Below are 22,521 nucleotides of genomic sequence, written 5' to 3' on the forward strand. Positions count from 1 at the left end.
AAAATGAGTTTTCATTTCGGGGTTCGGGGAGCTTGCCCTTAAACCTTATGGCTGAGTGGCGGGCGTTAATACCCAACTAGAGGAGAGCTGTAATGGCTAAGAAAGTAGAAGCTTATATCAAGCTGCAAGTTAAGGCCGGTCAGGCCAACCCGAGTCCGCCCGTTGGTCCCGCACTGGGTCAGCACGGTGTGAACATCATGGAATTCTGTAAGGCGTTCAACGCCCAGACCCAGAGCCTCGAGCCAGGTCTGCCAGTTCCAGTTGTAATCTCTGTATACAACGACCGCTCTTTCACCTTCATCATGAAGTCGCCGCCCGCCGCTGTACTGCTGCGCAAGGCTGCCAAGATCAAGAGCGGTTCCGGTCGTCCGAACACTGAGAAAGTGGGTAAAGTAACCCGCGCTCAGCTGGAAGAGATCGTAGAAATGAAGAAAGCAGACCTGACTGCATCCGACTTGGACGCGGCCGTGCGCACTATCGCCGGTTCCGCTCGCAGCGCCGGTATCGAAGTGGAGGGTCTCTAAGTGGCTAAATTGAGCAAGCGTCAGCGCGTAATCGCTGAAAAAGTTGAAGCTGGTAAAGCTTACGGCATGGAAGAAGCCGTAGCTCTGTTGAAGGAGCTGTCCAACGTTAAGTTTGCAGAAACTGTAGACGCTTCTGTAAACCTGGGCATCGACCCACGTAAATCCGACCAGGCTGTTCGCGGTGCAACTACTCTGCCGCACGGTACTGGTAAAGAAGTTCGCGTAGCTGTTTTCACCCAGGGTGCTAACGCTGACGCCGCTAAAGAAGCGGGCGCTGACTTGATCGGTATGGACGAGCTGGCTGCCGACGTTAAAGCAGGCAAGATGGACTTCGACGTAGTAATCGCTTCCCCCGATGCGATGCGCGTTGTAGGTCAACTGGGTCAAATCCTCGGCCCGCGCGGCCTGATGCCGAACCCGAAGACTGGCACCGTAACTCCAGACGTTGCTACTGCGGTTAAAAATGCCAAAGCTGGTCAGGTGCGTTTCCGCGCTGACAAAGGCGGCATTATCCACGGTGGTATCGGTAAAGTGGCTTTCGATGCGAACTCTCTGAAAGAGAACCTGGAAGCTCTGGTTGCCGACCTGAAGAAAGCCAAGCCGGCTTCTGCAAAAGGTGTATATCTGAAGAAGATCACCCTGAGCACCACTATGGGCCCGGGTCTGGTTATCGATCAGTCTTCCCTGAATATCTAAATATCACTGCGGGGTGTGATCACCTCTCAGTAAATCGAACTTTGGGGTCCACCTGAATGCTTCGGCAGAAGGTGGGCCGTCAAAGACCGTAGGTGTCAGGTGCGTTGAGGTTTAACGTGCCTGGCTTAATCCGAACTTCGGCCAGGTTGGCCATTGCGAGGTTCGAGCCTACGCAGACGGTGTCGCCCAAACCAGTATTTTTACTGGATTTGAGCTTTATGCACCGGAACGGATCGGACGTTTAAGTCCGGTTTTTTTCAAATCCAGGAGTGACACTATGGCTATTGGACTCGAAGACAAGAAAGCGATTGTCGCAGATGTCCAGCAAGCTGCTGAAGGTGCTCTGTCTGCGGTTGTTGCGGATTCCCGCGGCGTAACCGTGAATGACATGACCACTCTGCGCAAAGAGGCTCGCGAGAACGGCGTTTGGTTGAAAGTCGTCCGCAACACTCTGGCGCGTCGCGCTCTGGCAGGTACCGAATACGAATGTCTGACTGACAAATTCGTAGGTCCTAGCATCATTGCATTCTCTAACGAACACCCAGGTGCCGGCGCGCGCATCCTGAGCCAGTTCGCTAAAGGCAATGACAAGCTGGAACTGAAAGGTGCTGCCTTCGAAGGCGCGATCACCGACGTCGCATTGTTGGCAAGCCTGCCGACTTACGACGAGGCGATCGCCAAGCTGATGAGCGTGTTGAAAGAAGCATCTGCTGGCAAGCTGGTTCGCACTATTGCGGCCGTTCGCGACCAAAAAGAGCAGGAAGCTGCGTAATTTTTTCGCTAGAGCGAATCGCAGTTTCAAAACGAAATACGAGCAGCTACTGCTCAAACCAATTCAGGTACTGAATCATGTCTCTGACTAAAGAAGATATCATCAATGCTGTTGCCGAAATGTCCGTTAAGGATGTTGTTGAGCTGATCGAAGCAATGGAAGAGAAATTCGGCGTAACTGCTGCTGCAGCAGTTGTTGCTGGCCCGGCTGGTGGCGAAGCTGCCGCTGAAGAGAAAGACTCTTTCGACGTAATCCTGACCTCCCCAGGCGACAAGAAAGTGAACGTGATCAAAGTTGTTCGCGGCATCACTGGCCTGGGCTTGAAAGAAGCTAAAGGTCTGGTAGACGGCGCTCCGAGCCCGCTGAAAGAAGGCGTAAGCAAAGACGAAGCTGAAGCAGCTAAGAAAGAGCTGGAAGAAGCTGGCGCAGTTGTAGAACTGAAGTAATTCGGTTCTTGCGTCTCCCGCTAGCTGTCGCGTAAAGCGGCGGGTAGCGGTAAGGCTGGTGGACTTTTGTCCGCCGGCCTTTTTGCCGTTTGCGGTACTGAGGTTTTTACCGGTGCCGGCGGAATTGAAAAACCGTGGCAAACCTCATTTAACCATAGCGCAGTAGCGCTACCCAAAAGCAAGCGGAGAGGTTTCTGGCCAGTGCAGGCAAGTTGCATTGACCAGAGGCTTCTCGCCCGGAGGGGCTCTGGACTGGAGTCCCACGAAGTCTTGTCACTGATCAAGCTGGGGAATTTGAATGGCTTACTCATATACTGAGAAAAAACGTATCCGCAAGGATTTTGGCAAACTGCCTAAGGTCATGGATGTGCCCTTTCTGCTTGCGATACAGCTCGATTCTTATCGCAACTTTACACAGGCCGACAAGCGCCCCGACGACCGTATGGACGTTGGCCTGCAAGCGGCGTTTAAATCTGTATTTCCGATTGTCAGCTATTCCGGCAATGCCGCCCTGGAGTACGTAAGTTATACGCTGGGTAAGCCCGCTTTTGACGTTAAGGAATGTACCCTGCGCGGCGTAACCTATGCATGTCCGCTGCGCGTGCGTGTGCGTCTGATTATTTACGATAAAGAATCTGCGAATAAGTCCATTAAGGACATTAAAGAGCAGGAAGTTTACATGGGCGAGATTCCGCTCATGACCGACAACGGTACCTTCGTAATCAATGGTACCGAGCGCGTTATCGTATCCCAGCTGCACCGTTCCCCGGGTGTATTCTTCGATCACGACAAAGGCAAGACTCACTCTTCCGGTAAGCTGTTGTACGCCGCGCGTGTCATCCCCTACCGTGGCTCATGGCTGGACTTCGAGTTCGATCCGAAAGACCTGGTATTCGTTCGTATCGATCGTCGCCGTAAATTGCCAGCGACTATTCTGCTGCGCGCCCTGGGTTACACCTCCCAGGAAATGCTGGAAATGTTCTTCGAGACCAGCACCTTTGAGTTGTTGGAAGACCGTGTCAGCCTGGAGCTGATTCCATCCCGCCTGCGCGGTGATGTTGCTTCCTTTGACATCAAAGATGGTCAGGGCAAGGTGATTGTCGAAGAGGGTCGCCGTATTACCCCGCGTCATATCCGCCAGTTGGAAAAGGCCGGCGTAGAAAAGCTGGAAGCACCGCTTGAGTACCTGTTTGGCCGTGTACTGGCGAACGACATCATCGATGAGTCCACCGGTGAGATCGCGATCGACTGTAATACCGAGATTACTGATGAAGTAATCGCCAAGCTGCGTGTACTGAACGTTAAGAGTTTCCAAACCCTGTACACCAACGATCTGGATCGCGGTCCGTTTATCTCCGACACCCTGCGTGCAGAGCCGTCTCGCACTGTGTTGGAAGCGCTGGTAGAGATCTACCGTATGATGCGCCCGGGCGAACCGCCCACCAAGGAGTCCGCAGAAGCGCTGTTCGAGAACTTGTTCTTTACCGACGAGCGTTACGACCTGTCCGCTGTTGGCCGCATGAAGTTCAACCGCCGCCTGGGTCGCGAAGATGAGACTGGCCCCGGCACTCTGAGCAAAGAAGATATCGTCGAAGTTCTGAAGACTCTGATCGATATCCGCAACGGTCAGGGCATGGTCGACGATATCGATCACCTGGGTAACCGTCGCGTGCGTTCCGTAGGCGAAATGGCTGAAAACCAGTTCCGCGTTGGCCTGGTACGTGTAGAGCGCGCTGTTAAAGAGCGCCTGTCCATGGCGGAGTCCGAAGGCCTGATGCCTCAGGACCTGATCAATGCCAAGCCGGTTGCCGCTGCCGTGAAGGAATTCTTCGGTTCCTCGCAGCTGTCCCAGTTTATGGACCAGAACAACCCGCTGTCGGAAGTGACTCACAAGCGTCGTGTTTCCGCCCTCGGCCCGGGTGGTTTGACCCGTGAGCGCGCTGGCTTTGAGGTGCGCGACGTGCACCCGACTCACTACGGCCGCGTATGTCCGATTGAGACGCCGGAAGGGCCGAACATCGGTCTGATTAACTCCCTGGCTACTTACGCCCGCGCCAACCATTACGGTTTCCTCGAGAGCGCCTACCGCAAAGTGGTCGATGGCAAGGTAACTGATGAAATTGCGTACCTGTCCGCGATCAATGAAGCCAACTTCATTATTGCCCAGGCGTCTGCGGAAGTAGATGACAACGGTAACTTTGTTGATGACCTGATCAGCGTGCGTCACCAGGGCGAATTTACCCTGAAAGCACCGGGCGAAATCCAGTATATGGATGTTTCCGCCAAGCAGGTGGTTTCCGTAGCTGCGGCGATGATTCCATTCCTCGAGCACGATGACGCCAACCGTGCATTGATGGGATCGAACATGCAACGTCAGGCGGTACCGACCCTGCGCGCTGAAAAGCCGCTGGTGGGCACCGGTATGGAGCGCACTGTAGCGCGCGACTCCGGCGTGTGTGTGGTTGCTAAGCGCGGCGGCATTATTGAGCGCGTTGATTCCAGCCGTGTGGTTGTTCGCGTGGCCGACGCTGAGGTGGAAGCCGGTGATGCAGGTGTGGATATCTACAACCTGACCAAATACATCCGCTCCAACCAGAATACCTGTATCAACCAGCGCCCGATCGTTAATACCGGCGATCGTGTAGTCCGTGGCGATATCCTTGCCGATGGTCCCTCTGTAGACCTGGGTGAGCTGGCTCTGGGCCAGAATATGCGTATCGCATTTATGCCCTGGAATGGTTACAACTTTGAGGACTCCATCCTCATCAGTGAGCGCGTTGTACAGGAAGACCGCTTCACCACCATCCACATTCAGGAGCTGACCTGTATTGCCCGTGATACCAAGCTGGGCAGTGAGGAAATTACTGCGGATATCCCCAATGTTGGCGAATCTGCCCTGAATAAGCTGGACGAGTCCGGCATCGTATACATCGGCGCAGAAGTAGGCGCTGGCGATATCCTGGTAGGTAAGGTCACTCCGAAGGGCGAAGCCCAGCTGACTCCGGAAGAAAAACTGCTGCGCGCAATCTTCGGGGAGAAAGCTTCCGATGTTAAAGACACCTCCCTGCGCGCGCCCAGTGGCACTCGCGGTACGGTGATCGACGTGCAGGTATTTACCCGTGACGGCCTGCAGAAAGACCAGCGCTCCCTCGATATCGAGAAGTCACAGCTGGACGAGGTCCGCAAGGATCTGAACGAGGAATATCGCATTGTAGAAGGTGCGACCTTCGAGCGTCTGCAACAAGCTCTGCTGGGCCAAAAGGCCGCCGGTGGTAAGGGCGTTAAGAAGGGCGATGAGATGACCGCTGAAGTCCTCGCCGCCCTGCCGCGCGAAGACTGGTTCAAGCTGCGTATGGAAGACGACAGCCTGAACGATCAGCTGGAAAAAGCGGAAGCTCAGCTGAAAGAGCGTCGCAAGCTGCTCGACGAAGCCTTCGAAGACAAGAAGAAGAAACTGGAGTCCGGCGATGACCTGGCTCCGGGCGTGCTGAAAATCGTCAAGGTTTACCTGGCGATCAAACGCCGCATCCAGCCGGGCGACAAGATGGCCGGTCGTCACGGTAACAAAGGTGTTATCTCCGTAATCAAGCCCGTTGAGGACATGCCATATGACCAAAACGGTGAGCCGGTAGATATCGTCCTGAACCCGCTGGGCGTTCCCTCGCGGATGAACGTTGGTCAGGTTCTGGAAATGCACTTGGGCATGGCCGCTAAAGGCCTCGGCGTTAAAGTCGACAAGATGATCAAGGAGCAGCAGGAAATCGCCAAGGTGCGCGGATTCCTGGAAGAGGTCTACAACTCCACTGGCGGACGCAAGGAAGAACTCGACGAGTTCTCCGATGAGGAAGTCATGACCATGGCGCAAAACCTGCGTCGCGGTGTACCTATGGCGACCCCGGTATTTGACGGTGCCGATGAAAGTGAGATCAAGCAGCTGCTGCGTCTTGCCGATATCCCGGACTCCGGTCAGATCACCCTGCACGACGGCCGTACCGGCGATGCTTTCGAGCGTCCGGTAACTGTGGGCTACATGTACATGCTGAAGCTGAACCACTTGGTAGACGACAAAATGCACGCGCGTTCTACCGGTTCCTACAGCCTGGTAACCCAGCAGCCGCTGGGCGGTAAAGCCCAGTTCGGTGGTCAGCGTTTCGGGGAGATGGAAGTGTGGGCGCTGGAAGCTTACGGCGCAGCATACACCCTGCAGGAAATGCTTACGGTTAAATCCGATGACGTGGAAGGCCGTACCAAGATGTACAAGAACATCGTGGACTCCGACCACCGCATGGAGCCGGGCATGCCGGAATCCTTCAACGTACTGGTTAAGGAAATCCGCTCTCTCGGTATGAACTTCGAGCTTGAGCACGAGTAAATCCGAACCCGTACCGAAGCCTGTTGGCAGGTGAAATGAGACAAGTGCCAGCGCCCCTCGAAGCAGTGGGGCAGCTGGCTAGCCCGGCGGCTAGTGCGAGTGCCGGGTTGACTACCCCCTAGTGGAGGAAAGGCCTTGAAAGATTTATTAAATCTGGTGAAGTCCCAGGAGCAGCTGGAAGAGTTTGATGCGATTCGTATCGGTCTGGCATCACCGGACATGATTCGCTCCTGGTCCTACGGCGAAGTGAAAAAGCCGGAGACCATCAACTACCGTACCTTCAAGCCTGAGCGTGAAGGCTTGTTCTGTGCCAAGATCTTTGGCCCGGTAAAAGACTACGAGTGCCTGTGCGGTAAGTACAAGCGCATGAAGCACCGCGGCATTATCTGTGAGAAGTGTGGCGTTGAAGTGACCAAGGCCAAGGTTCGCCGTGAGCGCATGGGTCACATCGAGCTGGCCAGCCCGGTTGCACACATCTGGTTCCTGAAGTCCCTGCCGTCCCGTATCGGCCTGCTGCTGGACATGACCCTGCGCGATATCGAGCGCGTGCTGTACTTCGAATCTTACGTGGTTACCGAGCCGGGTATGACCACCCTGGAGCGCGGCCAGCTGCTGAATGACGAGCAGTACTTTGAGGCGATGGAAGAGTTCGCCGACGAGTTTGAAGCGAAGATGGGTGCCGAGGCGATCCAGGAGCTGATGGCGGACATCGAGCTGCCAGCGGAAATCCAGCGCCTGCGTGAAGAGATCCCTGCGACCAACTCCGAAACCAAGATCAAGAAACTGTCCAAGCGCCTGAAGCTGCTGGAAGCCTTCTACAAGTCCGGCAACAACCCGGAGTGGATGGTGATGAAGGCTCTGCCGGTTCTGCCGCCGGATCTGCGTCCGCTGGTACCGCTGGATGGCGGCCGTTTCGCGACCTCCGATCTGAACGACCTCTACCGTCGTGTGATCAACCGTAACAACCGTCTGAAGCGTCTGCTTGAGCTGAACGCGCCAGACATTATCGTGCGCAACGAAAAGCGCATGCTGCAGGAATCTGTTGACGCACTGCTGGATAACGGCCGTCGTGGTCGCGCCATCACCGGCTCCAACAAGCGCCCGCTGAAGTCCCTGGCTGACATGATTAAAGGTAAGCAGGGTCGTTTCCGTCAGAACCTGCTGGGTAAGCGTGTTGACTACTCCGGTCGTTCCGTGATCGTGGTAGGTCCGACCCTGCGTCTGCACCAGTGTGGTCTGCCCAAGAAGATGGCACTGGAACTGTTTAAGCCGTTTATCTTTGGCAAGCTGGAATCCCGTGGCCTGGCCACTACGATCAAAGCTGCCAAGAAGATGGTTGAGCGCGAGGAAGCTGTCGTTTGGGATATCCTCGACGAAGTGATCCGCGAGCACCCGGTACTGCTTAACCGTGCACCGACCCTTCACCGTCTGGGTATCCAGGCGTTTGAACCGGTACTGATTGAAGGTAAGGCAATCCAGCTGCACCCGCTGGTTTGTGCGGCCTATAACGCCGACTTCGACGGTGACCAGATGGCGGTACATGTACCGTTGACGATCGAAGCGCAGCTGGAATCCCGCGCGCTGATGATGTCCACCAACAACATCCTGTCGCCTGCCAACGGTGAGCCGATTATCGTACCGTCCCAGGACGTGGTACTGGGTCTGTACTGGATGACCCGCGAGCGCGTTAACGATAAAGGCGAAGGCATGTTCTTCTCCGACATCAAAGAGGTGAGCCGCGCTTTCTACGCCAAGCAGGTTGGTCTGCAAGCGAAGATCAAAGTACGTATCCGCGAAAATATCGTCGGCGAAGACGGTGAGAAGCACGAGACTATCTCCATTCAGGACACCACTGTAGGCCGCGCGCTGCTGTGGAACATCGTGCCGGAAGGCCTGCCGTTTGCGCACGTCAACCAGCCGATGAAGAAAAAGGCGATCTCTCGCGCCCTGAACGAGTGCTACCGTAAGGTAGGCCTGAAGGCGACGGTTATTTTTGCCGACCAGCTGATGTACACCGGTTTCGATTTCTCTACCAAGTCCGGTTCCTCCATTGGTGTGAACGACTTTGAGATTCCAGCTGAGAAAGCTGAGCTGATCGATGCCGCTGAAGCGGAAGTGAAAGAGATTGAAAGCCAGTTTGCTTCCGGCCTGGTAACCCAGGGTGAGAAGTACAACAAGGTTATCGACGTTTGGTCCCGCACCAACGACAAGGTAACCCAGGCGATGATGGCCGGTATCAAGAAAGAGAAGGTGATCGACCGCGAGGGCAACGAGACCAAGCAGGACTCCTTCAACTCCGTATATATGTACGCAGACTCCGGTGCTCGTGGTTCTGAAGCTCAGATCCGTCAGCTCGCTGGTATGCGTGGTCTGATGGCCCGTCCGGATGGCTCCATTATCGAAAACGCCATTACGGCAAACTTCCGTGAAGGTCTGACTGTACAGCAGTACTTCATCTCGACCCACGGTGCTCGTAAAGGTCTTGCGGATACCGCACTGAAAACCGCTAACTCCGGTTACCTGACCCGTCGTCTGGTTGACGTGGCCCAGGACGTGGTAATTACCGAGCTGGATTGTGGCACCGACGACGGTCTGACCATGGCGCCGGTAATCGAGGGCGGTGACGTTATCGAATCTCTCGGTGACCGTATCCTCGGCCGTGTAGTGGCCCGCGATGTACTGAAACCGGGCAGTGATGAAATCGCCGTTTCTGCCGGCACTATGATCGACGAGAAGTGGGTAGAGCGCATCGAAGCCATGGGCATCGATGAGGTTCTGGTTCGCTCCCCGATCACCTGTGAGACTGCACACGGTATCTGTGCCCAGTGTTACGGCCGCGACCTGGCCCGTGGCCACCGCGCCAACCCGGGTGAGTCTGTGGGCGTTGTTGCCGCACAGTCCATCGGTGAGCCGGGCACCCAGCTGACCATGCGTACCTTCCACATCGGTGGTGCTGCAAGCCGTGCCTCCGCTGCGGACAGCATCCAGGTGAAGCAGGGCGGTACCGTACGTCTGCACAATGTTAAGACGGTTAAAACCGAAGTCGGCACTCTGGTAGCCGTGTCCCGTTCCGGTGAGCTGGCGATTGCCGACAGCGCCGGTCGCGAGCGCGAGCGCTACAAGCTGCCTTACGGTGCTGTGATCAGCGTCTATGAAGGTGCTGAGGTAGATGGTGGCCAGATCGTGGCCAAGTGGGACCCGCACACCCACCCGATCATCACCGAGGTTGCCGGTTGGGTGAAACTGTCCGGTATGGAAGAAGGGCTCTCCATCCGCAAGCAGACCGACGATATCACTGGTTTGTCTTCTATCGAGATTATCGATCCGGCCGAGCGCCCGGCAGCGGGTAAAGATCTGCGCCCAGCGGTAACCCTGCTGGATGAGAACGGCGAAGAGCTGACTCTGGCTAACAGTAATGCGCCTGCGCACTACGCCTTGCCGCCGCGTGCAATCCTCAGCCTGGCTGAAGGTAAGCAGGTGAACGTGGGTGACGTAATTGCACGTATTCCGCAGGAATCCGGCGGTACCAAGGATATCACCGGTGGTCTGCCCCGCGTTGCCGACCTGTTTGAAGCGCGTAAGCCGAAAGAGCCGTCCATTCTGGCGGAAATCTCCGGTACCGTTTCCTTCGGTAAGGAGACCAAAGGCAAGGTTCGTCTGCAGATTACTCCGCGCGACGGCAAGCCGCTGGCCAATGGTAAGGACCACTACGAGGTTCTGATTCCAAAGCATCGCCAGCTGACCGTGTTCGAAGGTGAAACCGTAGAGAAGGGTGAGGTTATCTCCGATGGCCCGTCCAACCCGCACGATATTCTGCGCCTGAAAGGTGTTGAAGAGCTGGCTCGCTACATCACCAACGAGATCCAGGAGGTTTACCGCCTCCAGGGTGTAGGTATTAACGATAAGCACATCGAAACCATCGTGCGTCAGATGCTGCGTAAAGTTGAAGTCACCGAGATGGGTGATTCCAGCTTGATTAAGGGCGACCAGGTTGAATACCAGCGCGTGATCGAAGAGAACGAACAGCTGCGTGCCGAGAACAAGCAGCCCGCTCAGTTCGAGCGCCTGCTGCTGGGTATTACCAAAGCGTCCCTGGCAACTGAGTCCTTCCTGTCAGCGGCTTCGTTCCAGGAAACCACTCGCGTTCTGACCGAAGCGGCGGTAACTGGTAAGGAAGACAACCTGCGTGGCTTGAAAGAGAACGTGGTTGTGGGTCGCTTGATCCCGGCTGGTACCGGTCTGGCTTACCACAGCGAGCGCAAGCGCAAGCGCAGCCTGCAGCTGGAAGAGGCCTTCGGTGAAGGACCTTCCGCAGCTGAGGTTGAAGCGGCTCTGACTGAGGCACTGAAGTCCTCAGGCGAATAAGGCGTATCTCACTCTATCTGTCGGTGGAGTGGGGTAGGTTGGGGCACTTAGGTGCCCGATCTGATATTGGCGACTGTCTGTGATGTAAGCACTTACTTCCGTCGCCGATTGACTAGGCGGGTTGTCGCTTATAGAATGCGGCCCCCGCTTATGTGGGGTGTTCCGTTTGATCCCAGGATCGGACGATACACACAGACGATAGGCCCTCACTGTTAGAGCTGGGGGCATTTTATTTTTGGAGTGATTTTTAATGGCAACGATCAACCAGTTGGTTCGTAAGCCGAGAAAACGCAAAGTTGAAAAAAGCGACGTTCCTGCTCTGCAGGCTAGCCCGCAGCGTCGCGGAGTTTGCACTCGTGTGTACACCACTACACCGAAGAAGCCGAACTCTGCACTGCGTAAGGTTTGCCGTGTGCGTCTGACCAGCGGTTACGAAGTAACTTCGTACATCGGTGGTGAAGGCCACAACCTGCAAGAGCACAGCGTGGTACTGATTCGCGGCGGTCGTGTAAAAGACCTGCCGGGTGTGCGCTACCACACTGTACGCGGTGCACTTGACTGTGCCGGCGTAAACGATCGCAAGCAGGGCCGTTCTAAGTACGGCGCCAAGCGTCCTAAAGGTTAATCACCTTTAACGATTTGCGTTTCGGTTTCCAACCGGAGTAAGGCTGAGCTCGCCGGATTGTAATGTTTTACGGCGGCGTCTCAGAATAACCCTGAAGAGAGGCAATACCCATGCCGAGAAGACGAGTAGTCGCCAAGCGCGAAGTGCTACCGGACCCCAAGTTCGGGAACGTCACCCTGGCCAAGTTCATGAACCACGTCATGATCAGCGGCAAGAAGTCAGTTGCAGAGCGTATCGTATACGGTGCACTTGAAACTATTTCTGAAAAATTGAACAAAGATCCGATCGAAGTATTCGAGGAGTCTTTGGAAAATATCGCGCCTATGGTGGAAGTAAAGTCCCGCCGTGTTGGTGGTGCGACGTATCAGGTGCCTGTAGAAGTGCGCCCCTCGCGTCGTACGGCTCTGGCAATGCGTTGGTTGGTGGAGTTCTCCCGTAAGCGCGGTGAGAAATCTATGGCTCAGCGTCTGGCCAACGAAATGATCGACGCAGCCCAAAACAAGGGTGGCGCGGTCAAGAAGCGTGAAGATGTACACCGCATGGCAGAAGCCAACAAGGCATTCTCTCACTACCGCTTCTAAGTCTGATGAATACCAACATCGGAAATTAATACCGAAAGGCAGCACGGAAATTTCCAGGCTGCCTTTTGCCGTTATATCGAGGATACAACTGTGGCACGTAAAACGCCCATCGCACGTTACCGTAACATCGGTATCTGTGCCCACGTAGACGCCGGTAAAACCACTACTACCGAGCGCGTACTTTTCTACACTGGTCTATCCCACAAAATTGGTGAAGTACACGAAGGTGCTGCCACCATGGACTGGATGGAGCAGGAGCAGGAGCGTGGTATCACCATTACTTCTGCTGCAACTACCTGTTTCTGGTCTGGCATGCAGCAGCAGTTCGACCAGCACCGCGTAAACATCATCGATACCCCAGGACACGTTGACTTCACTATTGAAGTTGAGCGCTCCCTGCGCGTACTCGACGGTGCTGTTGTTGTACTGTGTGGCTCCTCTGGTGTTCAGCCTCAGACTGAAACCGTATGGCGCCAGGCGAACAAATACGAAGTACCGCGCATGGTATTCGTAAACAAAATGGACCGCGCCGGTGCGAACTACCGCAACGTTGTGAGCCAGCTGAAAGATCGCTTGAACGCGAATGCTGTACCTCTGCAGATGACCATCGGCTCTGAGGACGAGTTCAAGGGTGTTGTTGACCTGGTGAAGATGAAGGCCATTCTGTGGAATGAAGCCGACCAGGGCATGACTTTCGACTACGCTGACATCCCCGCTGAGCTGCAGGACGAGTGCGACGAAATGCGCGAGTACCTGGTAGAAGCGGCCGCTGAAGCCAGCGAAGAGTTGATGGAAAAATACCTGGAAGAAGGTGAGCTGTCCGAAGAAGAAATCAAGGCAGCTATCCGTCAGCGTACCCTGGCCAACGAAATCGTACCGGTTCTGGGCGGTTCTGCGTTCAAGAACAAGGGTGTACAGGCTGTACTGGACGCAGTTATCGAATACCTGCCGGCGCCGACTGAAGTTAAGGCGATCGAAGGTACTCTGGAAGATGGCGAAACTGTTGAGAGCCGCGAAGCTGACGACAACGCGCCGTTCGCTGCACTGGCGTTCAAAATTGCTACCGATCCCTTCGTTGGTACCCTGACTTTCTTCCGTGTTTACTCCGGTAAGCTGGAGAGCGGTACTGCGGTATACAATTCCGTAAAAATGAAGAAAGAGCGTGTCGGTCGTATGGTGCAGATGCACTCCAACGATCGTCAGGAAATTAAAGAAGTACTGGCTGGTGACATCGCTGCTGCGATTGGTCTGAAAGACGTAACCACTGGTGACACCCTGTGTGCCGAAGACAACAAGATTGTTCTGGAGCGTATGGAGTTTCCCGAGCCGGTAATTTCTGTTGCGGTTGAGCCCAAGTCCAAGCCGGACCAGGAAAAAATGGGTATTGCCCTCGGCAAGCTGGCCCAGGAAGATCCGTCCTTCCGCGTGAAGACTGACGAGGAAACCGGTCAGACCATTATCTCCGGTATGGGTGAATTGCACCTGGATATCATCGTTGACCGCATGAAGCGTGAGTTCAACGTTGAAGCGAACATCGGTAAGCCTCAGGTTGCCTATCGTGAAACTATCCGCAACACCTCTGAGATCGAAGGTAAGTTCGTTCGTCAGTCCGGTGGTCGCGGTCAGTACGGTCATGTATGGGTGAAGTTTGAGCCCGCCGAAGACGAGTCTCAGGAAGGTCTGGAATTCGTTAACGAAATCGTGGGCGGTGCGGTACCGAAGGAATACATTCCTGCGGTACAGAAAGGTATCGAAGAGCAGATGAAGAACGGTGTTCTGGCCGGCTACCCGCTGCTGGGCCTGAAGGCGACTCTGTACGACGGTTCCTTCCACGATGTGGACTCCAATGAAATGGCGTTTAAGATCGCCGGTTCTATGGCGACCAAGAAGCTGTCCAGTCAGGGCGGTGCGGTACTGCTCGAGCCGATGATGAAGGTGGAAGTGGTAACTCCGGAAGAGAACATGGGTGATGTGGTTGGTGACCTCAACCGTCGCCGTGGCCTCATCCAGGGTATGGAAGACAACCCCTCCGGTAAGGTTGTCAATGCGGAAGTACCTCTGGCAGAAATGTTCGGTTACGCAACCGACCTGCGTTCTGCTACTCAGGGGCGTGCTACCTACACCATGGAATTCCTGAAGTACGCCGAAGCGCCGAAAAATGTTGCCGATGAGATCATCGCCAAGACTAAGGCCTAATTAACTTCTGCTTAAAGGGGGTCGGGCCAACAGCTGGGGCCCCTTTGGCAAACTTTTAGCTAGAGGACATCTAAAGATGGCAAAAGAAAAGTTTGAACGTTCCAAGCCCCACGTGAACGTGGGCACCATCGGTCACGTTGACCACGGTAAAACCACCCTGACTGCTGCTCTGACCCGCGTATGTGCGGAAGTTTGGGGCGGTGACGCTGTTGCTTTCGACGGTATCGACAATGCACCGGAAGAGCGTGAGCGCGGTATCACCATCGCTACTTCTCACGTTGAGTACGAGTCCCCGACTCGCCACTATGCTCACGTAGATTGCCCGGGACACGCCGACTACGTTAAGAACATGATCACCGGTGCTGCTCAGATGGACGGCGCTATCCTGGTATGTTCCGCAGCTGACGGCCCCATGCCGCAGACTCGTGAGCACATCCTGCTTTCCCGTCAGGTAGGTGTACCTTACATCGTTGTATTCCTGAACAAAGCGGACATGGTAGACGACGAAGAGCTGCTCGAGCTGGTAGAAATGGAAGTTCGCGAACTTCTGGACCAGTACGAGTTCCCAGGTGACGACACTCCGATCATCGTTGGTTCCGCTCTGATGGCCCTGAACGGCGAAGACGACAACGAAATGGGTACTACCGCTGTTAAGAAGCTGGTAGAGACTCTGGACGAGTACATCCCTGAGCCAGAGCGCGCTGTAGATCAGCCGTTCCTGATGCCGATCGAAGACGTATTCTCTATCTCTGGCCGTGGTACTGTTGTAACTGGTCGTGTAGAGCGCGGTGTGATCAACACTGGTGACGAGATCGAAATCGTTGGTATCAAAGAAACCACTACTACTACCTGTACTGGTGTTGAAATGTTCCGCAAGCTGCTCGACGAAGGTCGTGCTGGTGAGAACATCGGCGCACTGCTGCGCGGCACCAAGCGTGACGAAGTAGAGCGTGGTCAGGTACTGGCTAAGCCGGGCTCCATCACTCCGCACACCAAGTTCGAAGCGGAAGTGTATGTACTGTCCAAGGACGAAGGTGGTCGTCACACCCCGTTCTTCAAAGGCTACCGTCCTCAGTTCTACTTCCGTACTACCGATGTAACTGGTGCGGTAGAGCTGCCGGAAGGTACTGAAATGGTAATGCCGGGCGACAACATTCAAATGGTTGTTACCCTGATCGCTCCGATCGCCATGGAAGACGGCCTGCGCTTCGCTATCCGTGAAGGTGGTCGTACCGTAGGTGCGGGCGTTGTTGCCAAGATCATCGAGTAATAGTTACTCCTGATCTAAATAAAAAGCCGCAGCGGACGCGCTGCGGCTTTTTTTGTGCCCGATAATTGCCTGCTTACACCAACTGGTGTTGTTTGGTGCTGCGAGCATCACCCCTCTTTGTAACGGCTCAATATTGAATCCTTTCCGGCATATCTGCGGCCGCTAATATTTACTTTTAATCTAGCGAGCTTATGGCCAATCCCGGCTTAAATCACAGCTTCTGCTGCCCGCAAACAGCTTGGTGAATTGAGGGCCGCTCATCTCGACTAGCTCTTCGTGGTCACCGGCCTCAAAGTAAATGGTTTCACGGTGTCCAAGGCTAGTGTCTAGCAGGGTGGTAATTCCGTAAGCCTGGCCTAGGGCGGGCAGGGCGCCCAGTTCACAGTCAGGGAATATGGCGCCGAGTTCGGTTTCCGAGACCATTTGCAGTGAGTTTCGCCCTGTCTCATTGTGAAGCGAGCGCATATCGAGGCTGCTGCTGGCAGGGATCACAGCCATTACGTAACCCTCTATATCCTGAAGCAAAATCGCTTTTGCCACCTGATCCTCACGCACATGGGCGGCGCGGGCGCTTTCCCGGCTGGTGCGAGTGTGTGGATGCTGAATCAGATGATAATCGACCGATTGGTCATTTAAATATTGACTCAGTGTTGCGGCGATAGTCATTGTGGATACCTCGTTCCGCTTGGGGTACTCAATTGTAGTTTCAGCAGATTGAAATTTGATCAGCCTGTACAGTTGACAGCCTGCTGCGCTCCCCGTAGAATTCGCGCTCCTTTTCGCCCGCCCTCGGGGCTGCGTAAGAGGACGTTCTTTAGTTAATAATTGGAGTTTGATTCCATGCAGGGTCAACGTATCCGTATTCGCCTGAAGGCCTTCGATCACAAGCTGATCGATGCGTCCACTCAGGAGATCGTAGAGACGGCTAAGCGCACTGGCGCACAAGTTCGCGGTCCTATCCCGCTGCCGACTCGCAAAGAGAAGTACACCGTACTGATTTCCCCGCACGTTAATAAAGACGCTCGCGATCAGTATGAGATCCGTACTCACAAGCGTTTGCTGGACATCGTTGAGCCTACCGAGAAAACCGTCGACGCGCTGATGAAGCTCGATCTGGCGGCCGGTGTTGAGGTCCAAATTAGTCTCGGCTAACACTTTTACTAACTACCGAATCCCGGGCGAAAACGGTCCGGGTAGTGTAACGCTCTGAAATTGGGCGGCCGCAGTGGGTTAAAGCCCCGTGCACTGAGAGGTTAAAAAAGATGACTATAGGTATTGTCGGCCGCAAGAGCGGCATGACTCGCATCTTCACTGAAGATGGCGTATCCATTCCGGTAACCGTTGTTGAGGTTGCTCCGAATCGCGTCACCCAAGTGAAAACTCAGGAAACTGACGGTTACAGCGCTGTTCAAGTAGCAGTAGGCAGCCGCAAAGCTTCCCGTGTCTCCAAGCCCGCAGCGGGCCACTTCGCCAAAGCCAATGTAGAGGCTGGCACAAATCTTTTCGAACTGCGCACTGACGGTTCCGAAGAGACTTTCGAAATCGGTTCTGAAATTACTGTTTCCAGCTTCGAAGCTGGCCAGATGATCGACGTAACCGGCACTTCCAAAGGTAAAGGCTTCCAGGGCGGCGTTAAGCGTTGGAATTTCCGCACCCAGGACGCAACCCACGGTAACTCCCTGTCTCACCGCGCACCCGGTTCTATCGGTCAATGTCAGACTCCTGGCCGCGTATGGAAAGGCAAGAAGATGGCCGGACATATGGGTGCTGAGCGCGTAACCGTGCAAAACCTGGAAGTGGTTCGTGTCGATGCCGAACGCAACCTGCTGTTGGTTAAAGGCGCTGTACCCGGTGCACCCGGTGGCAACGTTATCGTTCGTCCGGCAGTTAAAGCCTAAGTCTGAGGGGAAATAGATATGGAACTGAATATCGCTACTCCCGAAGGCGCTAAAGGCACAGTAGCTGTCTCTGAAGTGACTTTCGGACGTGAGTTCAACCAAGATCTGGTACACCAGGCAGTTGTGGCCTACATGGCCGGCGCTCGCCAGGGTACCAAGGCGCAGAAAAATCGTTCCGATGTTTCTGGTGGTGGTAAGAAGCCATGGCGCCAAAAAGGTACTGGCCGCGCACGTGCCGGTACTATCCGCAGCCCGCTGTGGCGTTCCGGTGGCGTAACTTTCGCCGCTGATCCACGCGATCATAGCGTTAAGCTGAACAAAAAAATGTACCGCGCTGCACTGCGTTGCATTCTGTCTGAGCTGGCTCGTCAGGAGCGCCTGGTAGTGGTTGAGTCCTTTGATGTGGACGCACCCAAGACCAAGCAGCTGGTAAGCAAACTGGCTCAGTTTGACCTGTCCGATGCGCTGATCGTGACTGAAGAGGTTAGCGAAAACCTCTACCTGGCCGCACGCAACTTGCACAAGATCGACGTCCGCGATGTACAGGCGATCGATCCAGTAAGCCTGATTCGCTTTGATAAGGTCGTGGTTACCGTTTCTGCGCTCAAGAAAATTGAAGAGGTGCTGGGATGAACCAAGAGCGACTCTACAAAGTACTGCTGGGCCCGGTAATTTCCGAAAAAGCTGCTGGACTGGCGGATAGCGCCAATCAGGTAGTTTTCAAGGTTACCACCGACGCCGAAAAAGCTGAGATCAAGGCTGCGGTTGAGAAGCTGTTTAACGTTTCCGTTGAGCAGGTTCGCACCGTGAACGTAAAGGGCAAAACCAAGCGCACTCGCAATGGCATGGGCCAGCGCAGCGATTGGAAAAAAGCCTACGTTCGCCTGGCTGAGGGCAGCGACATTAATTTTGAAGCTGCTGAGTAAAGGGGACCGTTACAATGGCAATTGTAAAAACAAAACCGACCTCCGCCGGCCGTCGTCACCTGGTTAAGGTTGTTAACACCGACCTGCACAAGGGTGCTCCTTACGCTCCTCTGTTGGAGAGCAAGAGCAAAAGTGGTGGCCGTAACAACAATGGTCGTATCACTACCCGTCACATCGGTGGTGGCCACAAGCAGCACTACCGTGTAATCGACTTCAAGCGCAACAAAGACGGTATTCCGGCTAAAGTTGAGCGTCTGGAGTACGATCCCAACCGCAGCGCACACATCGCTCTGGTGTGTTACGCCGACGGTGAGCGTCGTTACATTATCGCACCGAAAGGCCTGAAAGCAGGTGCCACCATTCAGTCCGGCGATGCCGCACCGATTGTTGTGGGTAACACTCTGCCTCTGCGCAACGTTCCGGTAGGTTCTGTAATCCACGCGATCGAGCTGAAGCCAGGCAAAGGCGCTCAGCTGGCCCGTTCTGCTGGTGCCTCTGTGCAGCTGGTAGCTCGTGAAGGTCAGTATGCGACCATTCGTCTGCGTTCCGGCGAAATGCGCAAGGTTCTCGCTGAGTGCCGCGCAACCCTGGGTGAAGTGAGCAACTCCGAGCACAGCCTGCGCAAGCTGGGTAAAGCTGGTGCTGCACGCTGGCGTGGTGTTCGTCCTACCGTTCGCGGTGTGGCGATGAACCCGGTAGATCACCCGCACGGTGGTGGTGAAGGCCGTACCTCTGGTGGTCGTCATCCGGTTACTCCGTGGGGCGTTCCGACCAAGGGTAAGAAAACGCGCAAGAACAAGCGCACCGATAAGATGATAGTACGTCGTCGCGGCAAGTAAGCCGCGCGATGTCTGAGCAGCTAGAGAGGAATCGACAGTGCCACGCTCATTAAAGAAAGGTCCCTTTATTGATCTGCATTTGATCAAGAAGGTGGAGGCAGCGATTGCAGCAAACGATCGTCGGCCGATTAAAACCTGGTCCCGCCGTTCCATGATTATGCCGGAAATGGTTGGACTGACGATTGCCGTGCACAACGGTCGTCAACACGTGCCCGTTTTGGTTAACGAAGAAATGGTTGGCCATAAACTGGGCGAGTTCGCTGCTACCCGCACTTACCGCGGTCATGCTGCGGACAAGAAAGCGAAGAAGCGCTAAGCCGAGGTTATAAAGATGGAAGTAGCAGCAAAATTACGCGGCGCACGTCTATCGGCGCAAAAGGCGCGACTGGTAGCTGATCAGGTTCGCGGCAAAGGCGTTGAAGAGGCCCTGGATATACTGGCTTTCAGTACTAAAAAGGGTGCGGCGATCATTAAGAAAGTACTGGAGTCGGCCATTGCCAACGCTGAGCACAACGAAGGTGCTGACGTTGACGAGCTGAAGGTTTCCACAATTTTTGTGGACGAAGGTATGACCATGAAGCGCATTAAGCCGCGTGCTAAAGGTCGTGCTGATCGCATTCTTAAGCGTACTTGTCACATCACTGTGAAAGTGGCCGAGAAATAAGAGAGCAGGCGAGAAAACCATGGGACAAAAAGTACATCCTACCGGCATTCGTCTGGGTATCGTTAAAAAGCATACCTCTGTTTGGTATGCCGGCAGCGACGAGTACGCAGACAAGCTGTACACGGATCTGAAAGTTCGCGAATACATTCGCAAAAAACTGGCCCACGCTTCTGTGAGCCGTATCGAGATCGAACGTCCGGCAAACACTGCGCGTGTGAAGATTCACACTGCACGTCCGGGCATCGTGATCGGTAAAAAAGGTGAAGACGTAGAACGTCTGCGCAAAGAAGTAAGCGCGCAGATGGGCGTACCTGTGCACATCGACATCGAAGAAGTGCGCAAGCCTGATATGGACGCGGCTCTGGTTGGCCAGAACGTTGCCCAGCAGCTGGAACGCCGTGTTATGTTCCGTCGCGCTATGAAGCGTGCCGTACAGAACGCTATGCGTCAGGGTGCCGAAGGTATCAAGATTCAAGTAAGTGGCCGTCTTGGCGGTGCAGAAATCGCGCGTACCGAATGGTATCGCGAAGGCCGTGTGCCCCTGCACACCCTGCGCGCCAACATCGACTACGCCAATGTTGAAGCGAAGACTACTTACGGCATCATCGGTATCAAGGTGTGGATCTTTAAAGGCGAGGTAATCGGTGACGAAGTGCCCGATGAGAAGCCGGTAAAGAGCCGCAAAAAAGCTGCTAAATAAGGGGTACGCAAATGCTGCAACCAAAGCGTACAAAATTCCGCAAGGTACAGAAGGGTCGCAACCGCGGTCTTGCTCAGCGCGGCTCTAAAGTGAGCTTTGGCGAGTTTGGCCTTAAGGCTACCGGTCGTGGACGCATTACTGCGCGCCAGATCGAAGCGGCTCGTCGCGCAATGACTCGTCACATTAAACGTGGCGGTAAAATCTGGATTCGTGTGTTTCCAGACAAGCCAATTACCAATAAGCCCCTCGAAGTTCGAATGGGTAAAGGTAAAGGTGGCGTTGAATACTGGGTAGCTCAGATCCAGCCGGGCAAGGTCCTCTATGAGATGGAGGGTGTGTCCGAGGAGCTGGCTCGTGAGGCTTTCGCACTAGCTGCGGCCAAGCTGCCTGTAAAAACAACTTTCGTTAAGCGTTCGGTGATGTAATGAAGACTGCAGATCTACGCGAAAAGTCAGTTGAAGAGCTGAACCAGGAACTGCTGAACCAGCTCGAAGCTCAATTTAAGCTTCGTATGCAAAAATCCACCGGTCAACTGGCTCAGACTCATCTGCTGAAGCAGACTCGTCGCGACATTGCTCGCATAAAGACTGTGTTGACCGAGAAGGCAGGTAATTAATCATGGCTGAAGCAAAACTGAAGCGTACTCTGACCGGCAAGGTTGTGAGTGACAAGATGGATAAAACCATCACCGTTTTGATCGAGCGCCGTGTTAAGCACCCGATCTACGGCAAAATTGTAAACAAGTCCACAAAGCTCAAGGCACATGATGAGAACAATGATTGCAGCATCGGTGATGTTGTAACCATCGAGGAATCTCGTCCTCTGTCCAAGAGCAAATCTTGGGCTTTACAGAAAATTGTAGAGCGTGCGGCGAAGGTATAACCCCTAGCGCATTGACTGCCGAATTGAAAGGTTTCGGAGAGAGACAATGATTCAAGCGGAATCCTACTTAGAAGTAGCTGACAACAGTGGGGCTCGCCGCGTCATGTGCATCAAGGTGCTGGGCGGCTCCCATCGTCGTTATGCCGGCGTGGGCGACATTATCAAGGTAACCGTTAAGGAAGCCATCCCCCGCGGTAAAGTGAAGAAAGGTCAGGTAATGAACGCCGTTGTGGTTCGCACCAAAAAAGGTGTGCGTCGCGCGGACGGTTCCCTGATTAAATTTGACGATAACGCAGCGGTGCTGCTGAACCAGCAACTGGCGCCGGTTGGCACCCGTATTTTTGGTCCGGTAACTCGCGAATTGCGCGGTGAGAAGTTCATGAAGATCATCTCCCTCGCTCCCGAAGTTATCTAGGCCTCGAGCGGAGAAGAGTTATGCGCAAGATCAAGCGTGACGACGAAGTGATCGTTATCGCCGGTCGTGACAAGGGCAAACGTGGTTCAGTACGTAAAGTACTGAACGACGGTCGTCTGATTGTCTCCGGCATACAGATGATCAAAAAGCACCAAAAGCCAAACCCACAGATGGGTATTGCAGGTGGCATCGTTGAGAAAGAAGCTGCTATCCAAGCTTCCAACGTAGCCATCTTCAACCCTAACACCCAGAAGGCTGACCGGGTGGGCTTTAAAGTACTGGAAGACGGCACTAAGATTCGCGTCTTCAAATCCAGCGGCGAAGCCATCTAAGGCTCTTGACGCAAAAGC

24 protein-coding genes are annotated in these 22,521 nt (G+C 54.6%); 23 read left to right on the forward strand and 1 reads right to left on the reverse strand.

Annotated features, from left to right (window positions below):
* Positions 1 to 92: 92 nt before the first annotated feature.
* The 10 genes from rplK (at position 93) to tuf (ending at position 15,847) form a co-directional block, all read left to right on the forward strand.
* Positions 93 to 524 carry a 50S ribosomal protein L11 gene (gene rplK / locus ACJJIY_RS07725; protein WP_108731645.1) on the forward strand — a complete coding sequence of 144 codons (432 nt, stop codon included), beginning with the start codon at positions 93 to 95 and terminating at the stop codon, positions 522 to 524.
* Entirely contained in the window at positions 525 to 1,220 is a 696-nt protein-coding gene (gene rplA, locus ACJJIY_RS07730; protein WP_444895283.1) for a 50S ribosomal protein L1, read from the forward strand.
* A gap of 277 nt (positions 1,221 to 1,497) precedes the next feature.
* Positions 1,498 to 1,992: a 50S ribosomal protein L10 gene (gene rplJ, locus ACJJIY_RS07735; protein WP_282934404.1), complete on the forward strand. Its 495-nt coding sequence runs from the start codon at positions 1,498 to 1,500 to the stop codon at positions 1,990 to 1,992.
* A 77-nt stretch (positions 1,993 to 2,069) separates the two neighbouring features.
* Positions 2,070 to 2,438 carry a 50S ribosomal protein L7/L12 gene (gene rplL / locus ACJJIY_RS07740; RefSeq protein ID WP_282934403.1) on the forward strand — a complete coding sequence of 123 codons (369 nt, stop codon included), beginning with the start codon at positions 2,070 to 2,072 and terminating at the stop codon, positions 2,436 to 2,438.
* Between the two features lie 298 nt (positions 2,439 to 2,736).
* Positions 2,737 to 6,810 (forward strand): DNA-directed RNA polymerase subunit beta, encoded by a 4,074-nt coding sequence (gene rpoB / locus ACJJIY_RS07745; RefSeq protein ID WP_444892716.1) that lies wholly within the window; start codon positions 2,737 to 2,739, stop codon positions 6,808 to 6,810.
* Between the two features lie 135 nt (positions 6,811 to 6,945).
* Entirely contained in the window at positions 6,946 to 11,175 is a 4,230-nt protein-coding gene (rpoC, locus tag ACJJIY_RS07750; RefSeq protein WP_282934401.1) for a DNA-directed RNA polymerase subunit beta', read from the forward strand.
* Between the two features lie 250 nt (positions 11,176 to 11,425).
* On the forward strand, positions 11,426 to 11,800 hold the full coding sequence (rpsL, locus tag ACJJIY_RS07755) for a 30S ribosomal protein S12 (RefSeq protein ID WP_108731651.1): 375 nt from the start codon (positions 11,426 to 11,428) through the stop codon (positions 11,798 to 11,800).
* Between the two features lie 110 nt (positions 11,801 to 11,910).
* Positions 11,911 to 12,381 carry a 30S ribosomal protein S7 gene (rpsG, locus tag ACJJIY_RS07760; protein WP_152451131.1) on the forward strand — a complete coding sequence of 157 codons (471 nt, stop codon included), beginning with the start codon at positions 11,911 to 11,913 and terminating at the stop codon, positions 12,379 to 12,381.
* Between the two features lie 90 nt (positions 12,382 to 12,471).
* Positions 12,472 to 14,577: an elongation factor G gene (fusA, locus tag ACJJIY_RS07765; RefSeq protein ID WP_444892717.1), complete on the forward strand. Its 2,106-nt coding sequence runs from the start codon at positions 12,472 to 12,474 to the stop codon at positions 14,575 to 14,577.
* Between the two features lie 76 nt (positions 14,578 to 14,653).
* Entirely contained in the window at positions 14,654 to 15,847 is a 1,194-nt protein-coding gene (tuf, locus tag ACJJIY_RS07770) for an elongation factor Tu (protein ID WP_108731642.1), read from the forward strand.
* Positions 15,848 to 16,036: 189 nt separating this feature from the next.
* On the opposite strand, the gene ACJJIY_RS07775 is transcribed toward tuf, so the two are convergent.
* Entirely contained in the window at positions 16,037 to 16,513 is a 477-nt protein-coding gene (locus tag ACJJIY_RS07775) for an aminoacyl-tRNA deacylase (protein WP_282934399.1), read from the reverse strand.
* A 174-nt stretch (positions 16,514 to 16,687) separates the two neighbouring features.
* On the opposite strand from ACJJIY_RS07775, the gene rpsJ reads away from it, so the two are divergent.
* The 13 genes from rpsJ to rplX all read left to right on the forward strand — a co-directional run bounded on the left by rpsJ (position 16,688) and on the right by rplX (position 22,503).
* On the forward strand, positions 16,688 to 16,999 hold the full coding sequence (rpsJ, locus tag ACJJIY_RS07780) for a 30S ribosomal protein S10 (RefSeq protein ID WP_010133849.1): 312 nt from the start codon (positions 16,688 to 16,690) through the stop codon (positions 16,997 to 16,999).
* A 110-nt stretch (positions 17,000 to 17,109) separates the two neighbouring features.
* Positions 17,110 to 17,745, forward strand: coding sequence for a 50S ribosomal protein L3 (gene rplC, locus ACJJIY_RS07785; protein WP_108731654.1), 636 nt, complete (start codon positions 17,110 to 17,112; stop codon positions 17,743 to 17,745).
* 18 nt (positions 17,746 to 17,763) lie between these two features.
* Positions 17,764 to 18,378: a 50S ribosomal protein L4 gene (gene rplD / locus ACJJIY_RS07790; protein ID WP_020411385.1), complete on the forward strand. Its 615-nt coding sequence runs from the start codon at positions 17,764 to 17,766 to the stop codon at positions 18,376 to 18,378.
* On the forward strand, positions 18,375 to 18,671 hold the full coding sequence (rplW, locus tag ACJJIY_RS07795) for a 50S ribosomal protein L23 (RefSeq protein ID WP_282934398.1): 297 nt from the start codon (positions 18,375 to 18,377) through the stop codon (positions 18,669 to 18,671). Before rplD ends, rplW begins: the two co-directional genes overlap by 4 nt.
* 14 nt (positions 18,672 to 18,685) lie before the next feature.
* Complete coding sequence (gene rplB / locus ACJJIY_RS07800) at positions 18,686 to 19,510, forward strand: 50S ribosomal protein L2 (protein ID WP_108731657.1); 825 nt, start codon at positions 18,686 to 18,688, stop codon at positions 19,508 to 19,510.
* Positions 19,511 to 19,547: 37 nt separating this feature from the next.
* Positions 19,548 to 19,826 (forward strand): 30S ribosomal protein S19, encoded by a 279-nt coding sequence (gene rpsS, locus ACJJIY_RS07805; RefSeq protein WP_069946924.1) that lies wholly within the window; start codon positions 19,548 to 19,550, stop codon positions 19,824 to 19,826.
* A 15-nt stretch (positions 19,827 to 19,841) separates the two neighbouring features.
* On the forward strand, positions 19,842 to 20,174 hold the full coding sequence (gene rplV, locus ACJJIY_RS07810; RefSeq protein ID WP_282934397.1) for a 50S ribosomal protein L22: 333 nt from the start codon (positions 19,842 to 19,844) through the stop codon (positions 20,172 to 20,174).
* A 19-nt stretch (positions 20,175 to 20,193) separates the two neighbouring features.
* The gene (rpsC, locus tag ACJJIY_RS07815; protein WP_282934396.1) at positions 20,194 to 20,874 is read left to right on the forward strand and encodes a 30S ribosomal protein S3; all 681 of its coding nucleotides are present in this window, start codon (positions 20,194 to 20,196) and stop codon (positions 20,872 to 20,874) included.
* An 11-nt stretch (positions 20,875 to 20,885) separates the two neighbouring features.
* Positions 20,886 to 21,299 (forward strand): 50S ribosomal protein L16, encoded by a 414-nt coding sequence (rplP, locus tag ACJJIY_RS07820; protein WP_282934395.1) that lies wholly within the window; start codon positions 20,886 to 20,888, stop codon positions 21,297 to 21,299.
* Complete coding sequence (rpmC, locus tag ACJJIY_RS07825; RefSeq protein WP_020411392.1) at positions 21,299 to 21,490, forward strand: 50S ribosomal protein L29; 192 nt, start codon at positions 21,299 to 21,301, stop codon at positions 21,488 to 21,490. The genes rplP and rpmC overlap by 1 nt, the downstream gene beginning before the upstream one ends.
* A 2-nt stretch (positions 21,491 to 21,492) precedes the next feature.
* Positions 21,493 to 21,756 (forward strand): 30S ribosomal protein S17, encoded by a 264-nt coding sequence (gene rpsQ, locus ACJJIY_RS07830; RefSeq protein ID WP_108731660.1) that lies wholly within the window; start codon positions 21,493 to 21,495, stop codon positions 21,754 to 21,756.
* 46 nt (positions 21,757 to 21,802) lie between these two features.
* A complete protein-coding gene (gene rplN, locus ACJJIY_RS07835) occupies positions 21,803 to 22,171 on the forward strand; it encodes a 50S ribosomal protein L14 (RefSeq protein WP_067151032.1) in 369 nt (122 codons plus the stop codon).
* Between the two features lie 20 nt (positions 22,172 to 22,191).
* On the forward strand, positions 22,192 to 22,503 hold the full coding sequence (gene rplX, locus ACJJIY_RS07840) for a 50S ribosomal protein L24 (protein ID WP_108731661.1): 312 nt from the start codon (positions 22,192 to 22,194) through the stop codon (positions 22,501 to 22,503).
* Positions 22,504 to 22,521 lie beyond the last annotated feature (18 nt).

The sequence above is a fragment of the Microbulbifer maximicatervae (SeqCode) genome (assembly GCF_052468155.1).

Coding starts and splice junctions, on each gene's coding strand:
- rplK (WP_108731645.1), top strand. CDS start 93: ATGGCTAAGAAAGTAGAAGCTTATATCAAGCTGCAAGTTAAGGCCGGT.
- rplJ (WP_282934404.1), top strand. CDS start 1,498: ATGGCTATTGGACTCGAAGACAAGAAAGCGATTGTCGCAGATGTCCAG.
- rplL (WP_282934403.1), top strand. CDS start 2,070: ATGTCTCTGACTAAAGAAGATATCATCAATGCTGTTGCCGAAATGTCC.
- rpoB (WP_444892716.1), top strand. CDS start 2,737: ATGGCTTACTCATATACTGAGAAAAAACGTATCCGCAAGGATTTTGGC.
- rpsL (WP_108731651.1), top strand. CDS start 11,426: ATGGCAACGATCAACCAGTTGGTTCGTAAGCCGAGAAAACGCAAAGTT.
- rpsG (WP_152451131.1), top strand. CDS start 11,911: ATGCCGAGAAGACGAGTAGTCGCCAAGCGCGAAGTGCTACCGGACCCC.
- tuf (WP_108731642.1), top strand. CDS start 14,654: ATGGCAAAAGAAAAGTTTGAACGTTCCAAGCCCCACGTGAACGTGGGC.
- ACJJIY_RS07775 (WP_282934399.1), bottom strand. CDS start 16,513: ATGACTATCGCCGCAACACTGAGTCAATATTTAAATGACCAATCGGTC.
- rpsJ (WP_010133849.1), top strand. CDS start 16,688: ATGCAGGGTCAACGTATCCGTATTCGCCTGAAGGCCTTCGATCACAAG.
- rplC (WP_108731654.1), top strand. CDS start 17,110: ATGACTATAGGTATTGTCGGCCGCAAGAGCGGCATGACTCGCATCTTC.
- rplD (WP_020411385.1), top strand. CDS start 17,764: ATGGAACTGAATATCGCTACTCCCGAAGGCGCTAAAGGCACAGTAGCT.
- rplW (WP_282934398.1), top strand. CDS start 18,375: ATGAACCAAGAGCGACTCTACAAAGTACTGCTGGGCCCGGTAATTTCC.
- rplB (WP_108731657.1), top strand. CDS start 18,686: ATGGCAATTGTAAAAACAAAACCGACCTCCGCCGGCCGTCGTCACCTG.
- rplV (WP_282934397.1), top strand. CDS start 19,842: ATGGAAGTAGCAGCAAAATTACGCGGCGCACGTCTATCGGCGCAAAAG.
- rpsC (WP_282934396.1), top strand. CDS start 20,194: ATGGGACAAAAAGTACATCCTACCGGCATTCGTCTGGGTATCGTTAAA.
- rplP (WP_282934395.1), top strand. CDS start 20,886: ATGCTGCAACCAAAGCGTACAAAATTCCGCAAGGTACAGAAGGGTCGC.
- rpmC (WP_020411392.1), top strand. CDS start 21,299: ATGAAGACTGCAGATCTACGCGAAAAGTCAGTTGAAGAGCTGAACCAG.
- rpsQ (WP_108731660.1), top strand. CDS start 21,493: ATGGCTGAAGCAAAACTGAAGCGTACTCTGACCGGCAAGGTTGTGAGT.
- rplN (WP_067151032.1), top strand. CDS start 21,803: ATGATTCAAGCGGAATCCTACTTAGAAGTAGCTGACAACAGTGGGGCT.
- rplX (WP_108731661.1), top strand. CDS start 22,192: ATGCGCAAGATCAAGCGTGACGACGAAGTGATCGTTATCGCCGGTCGT.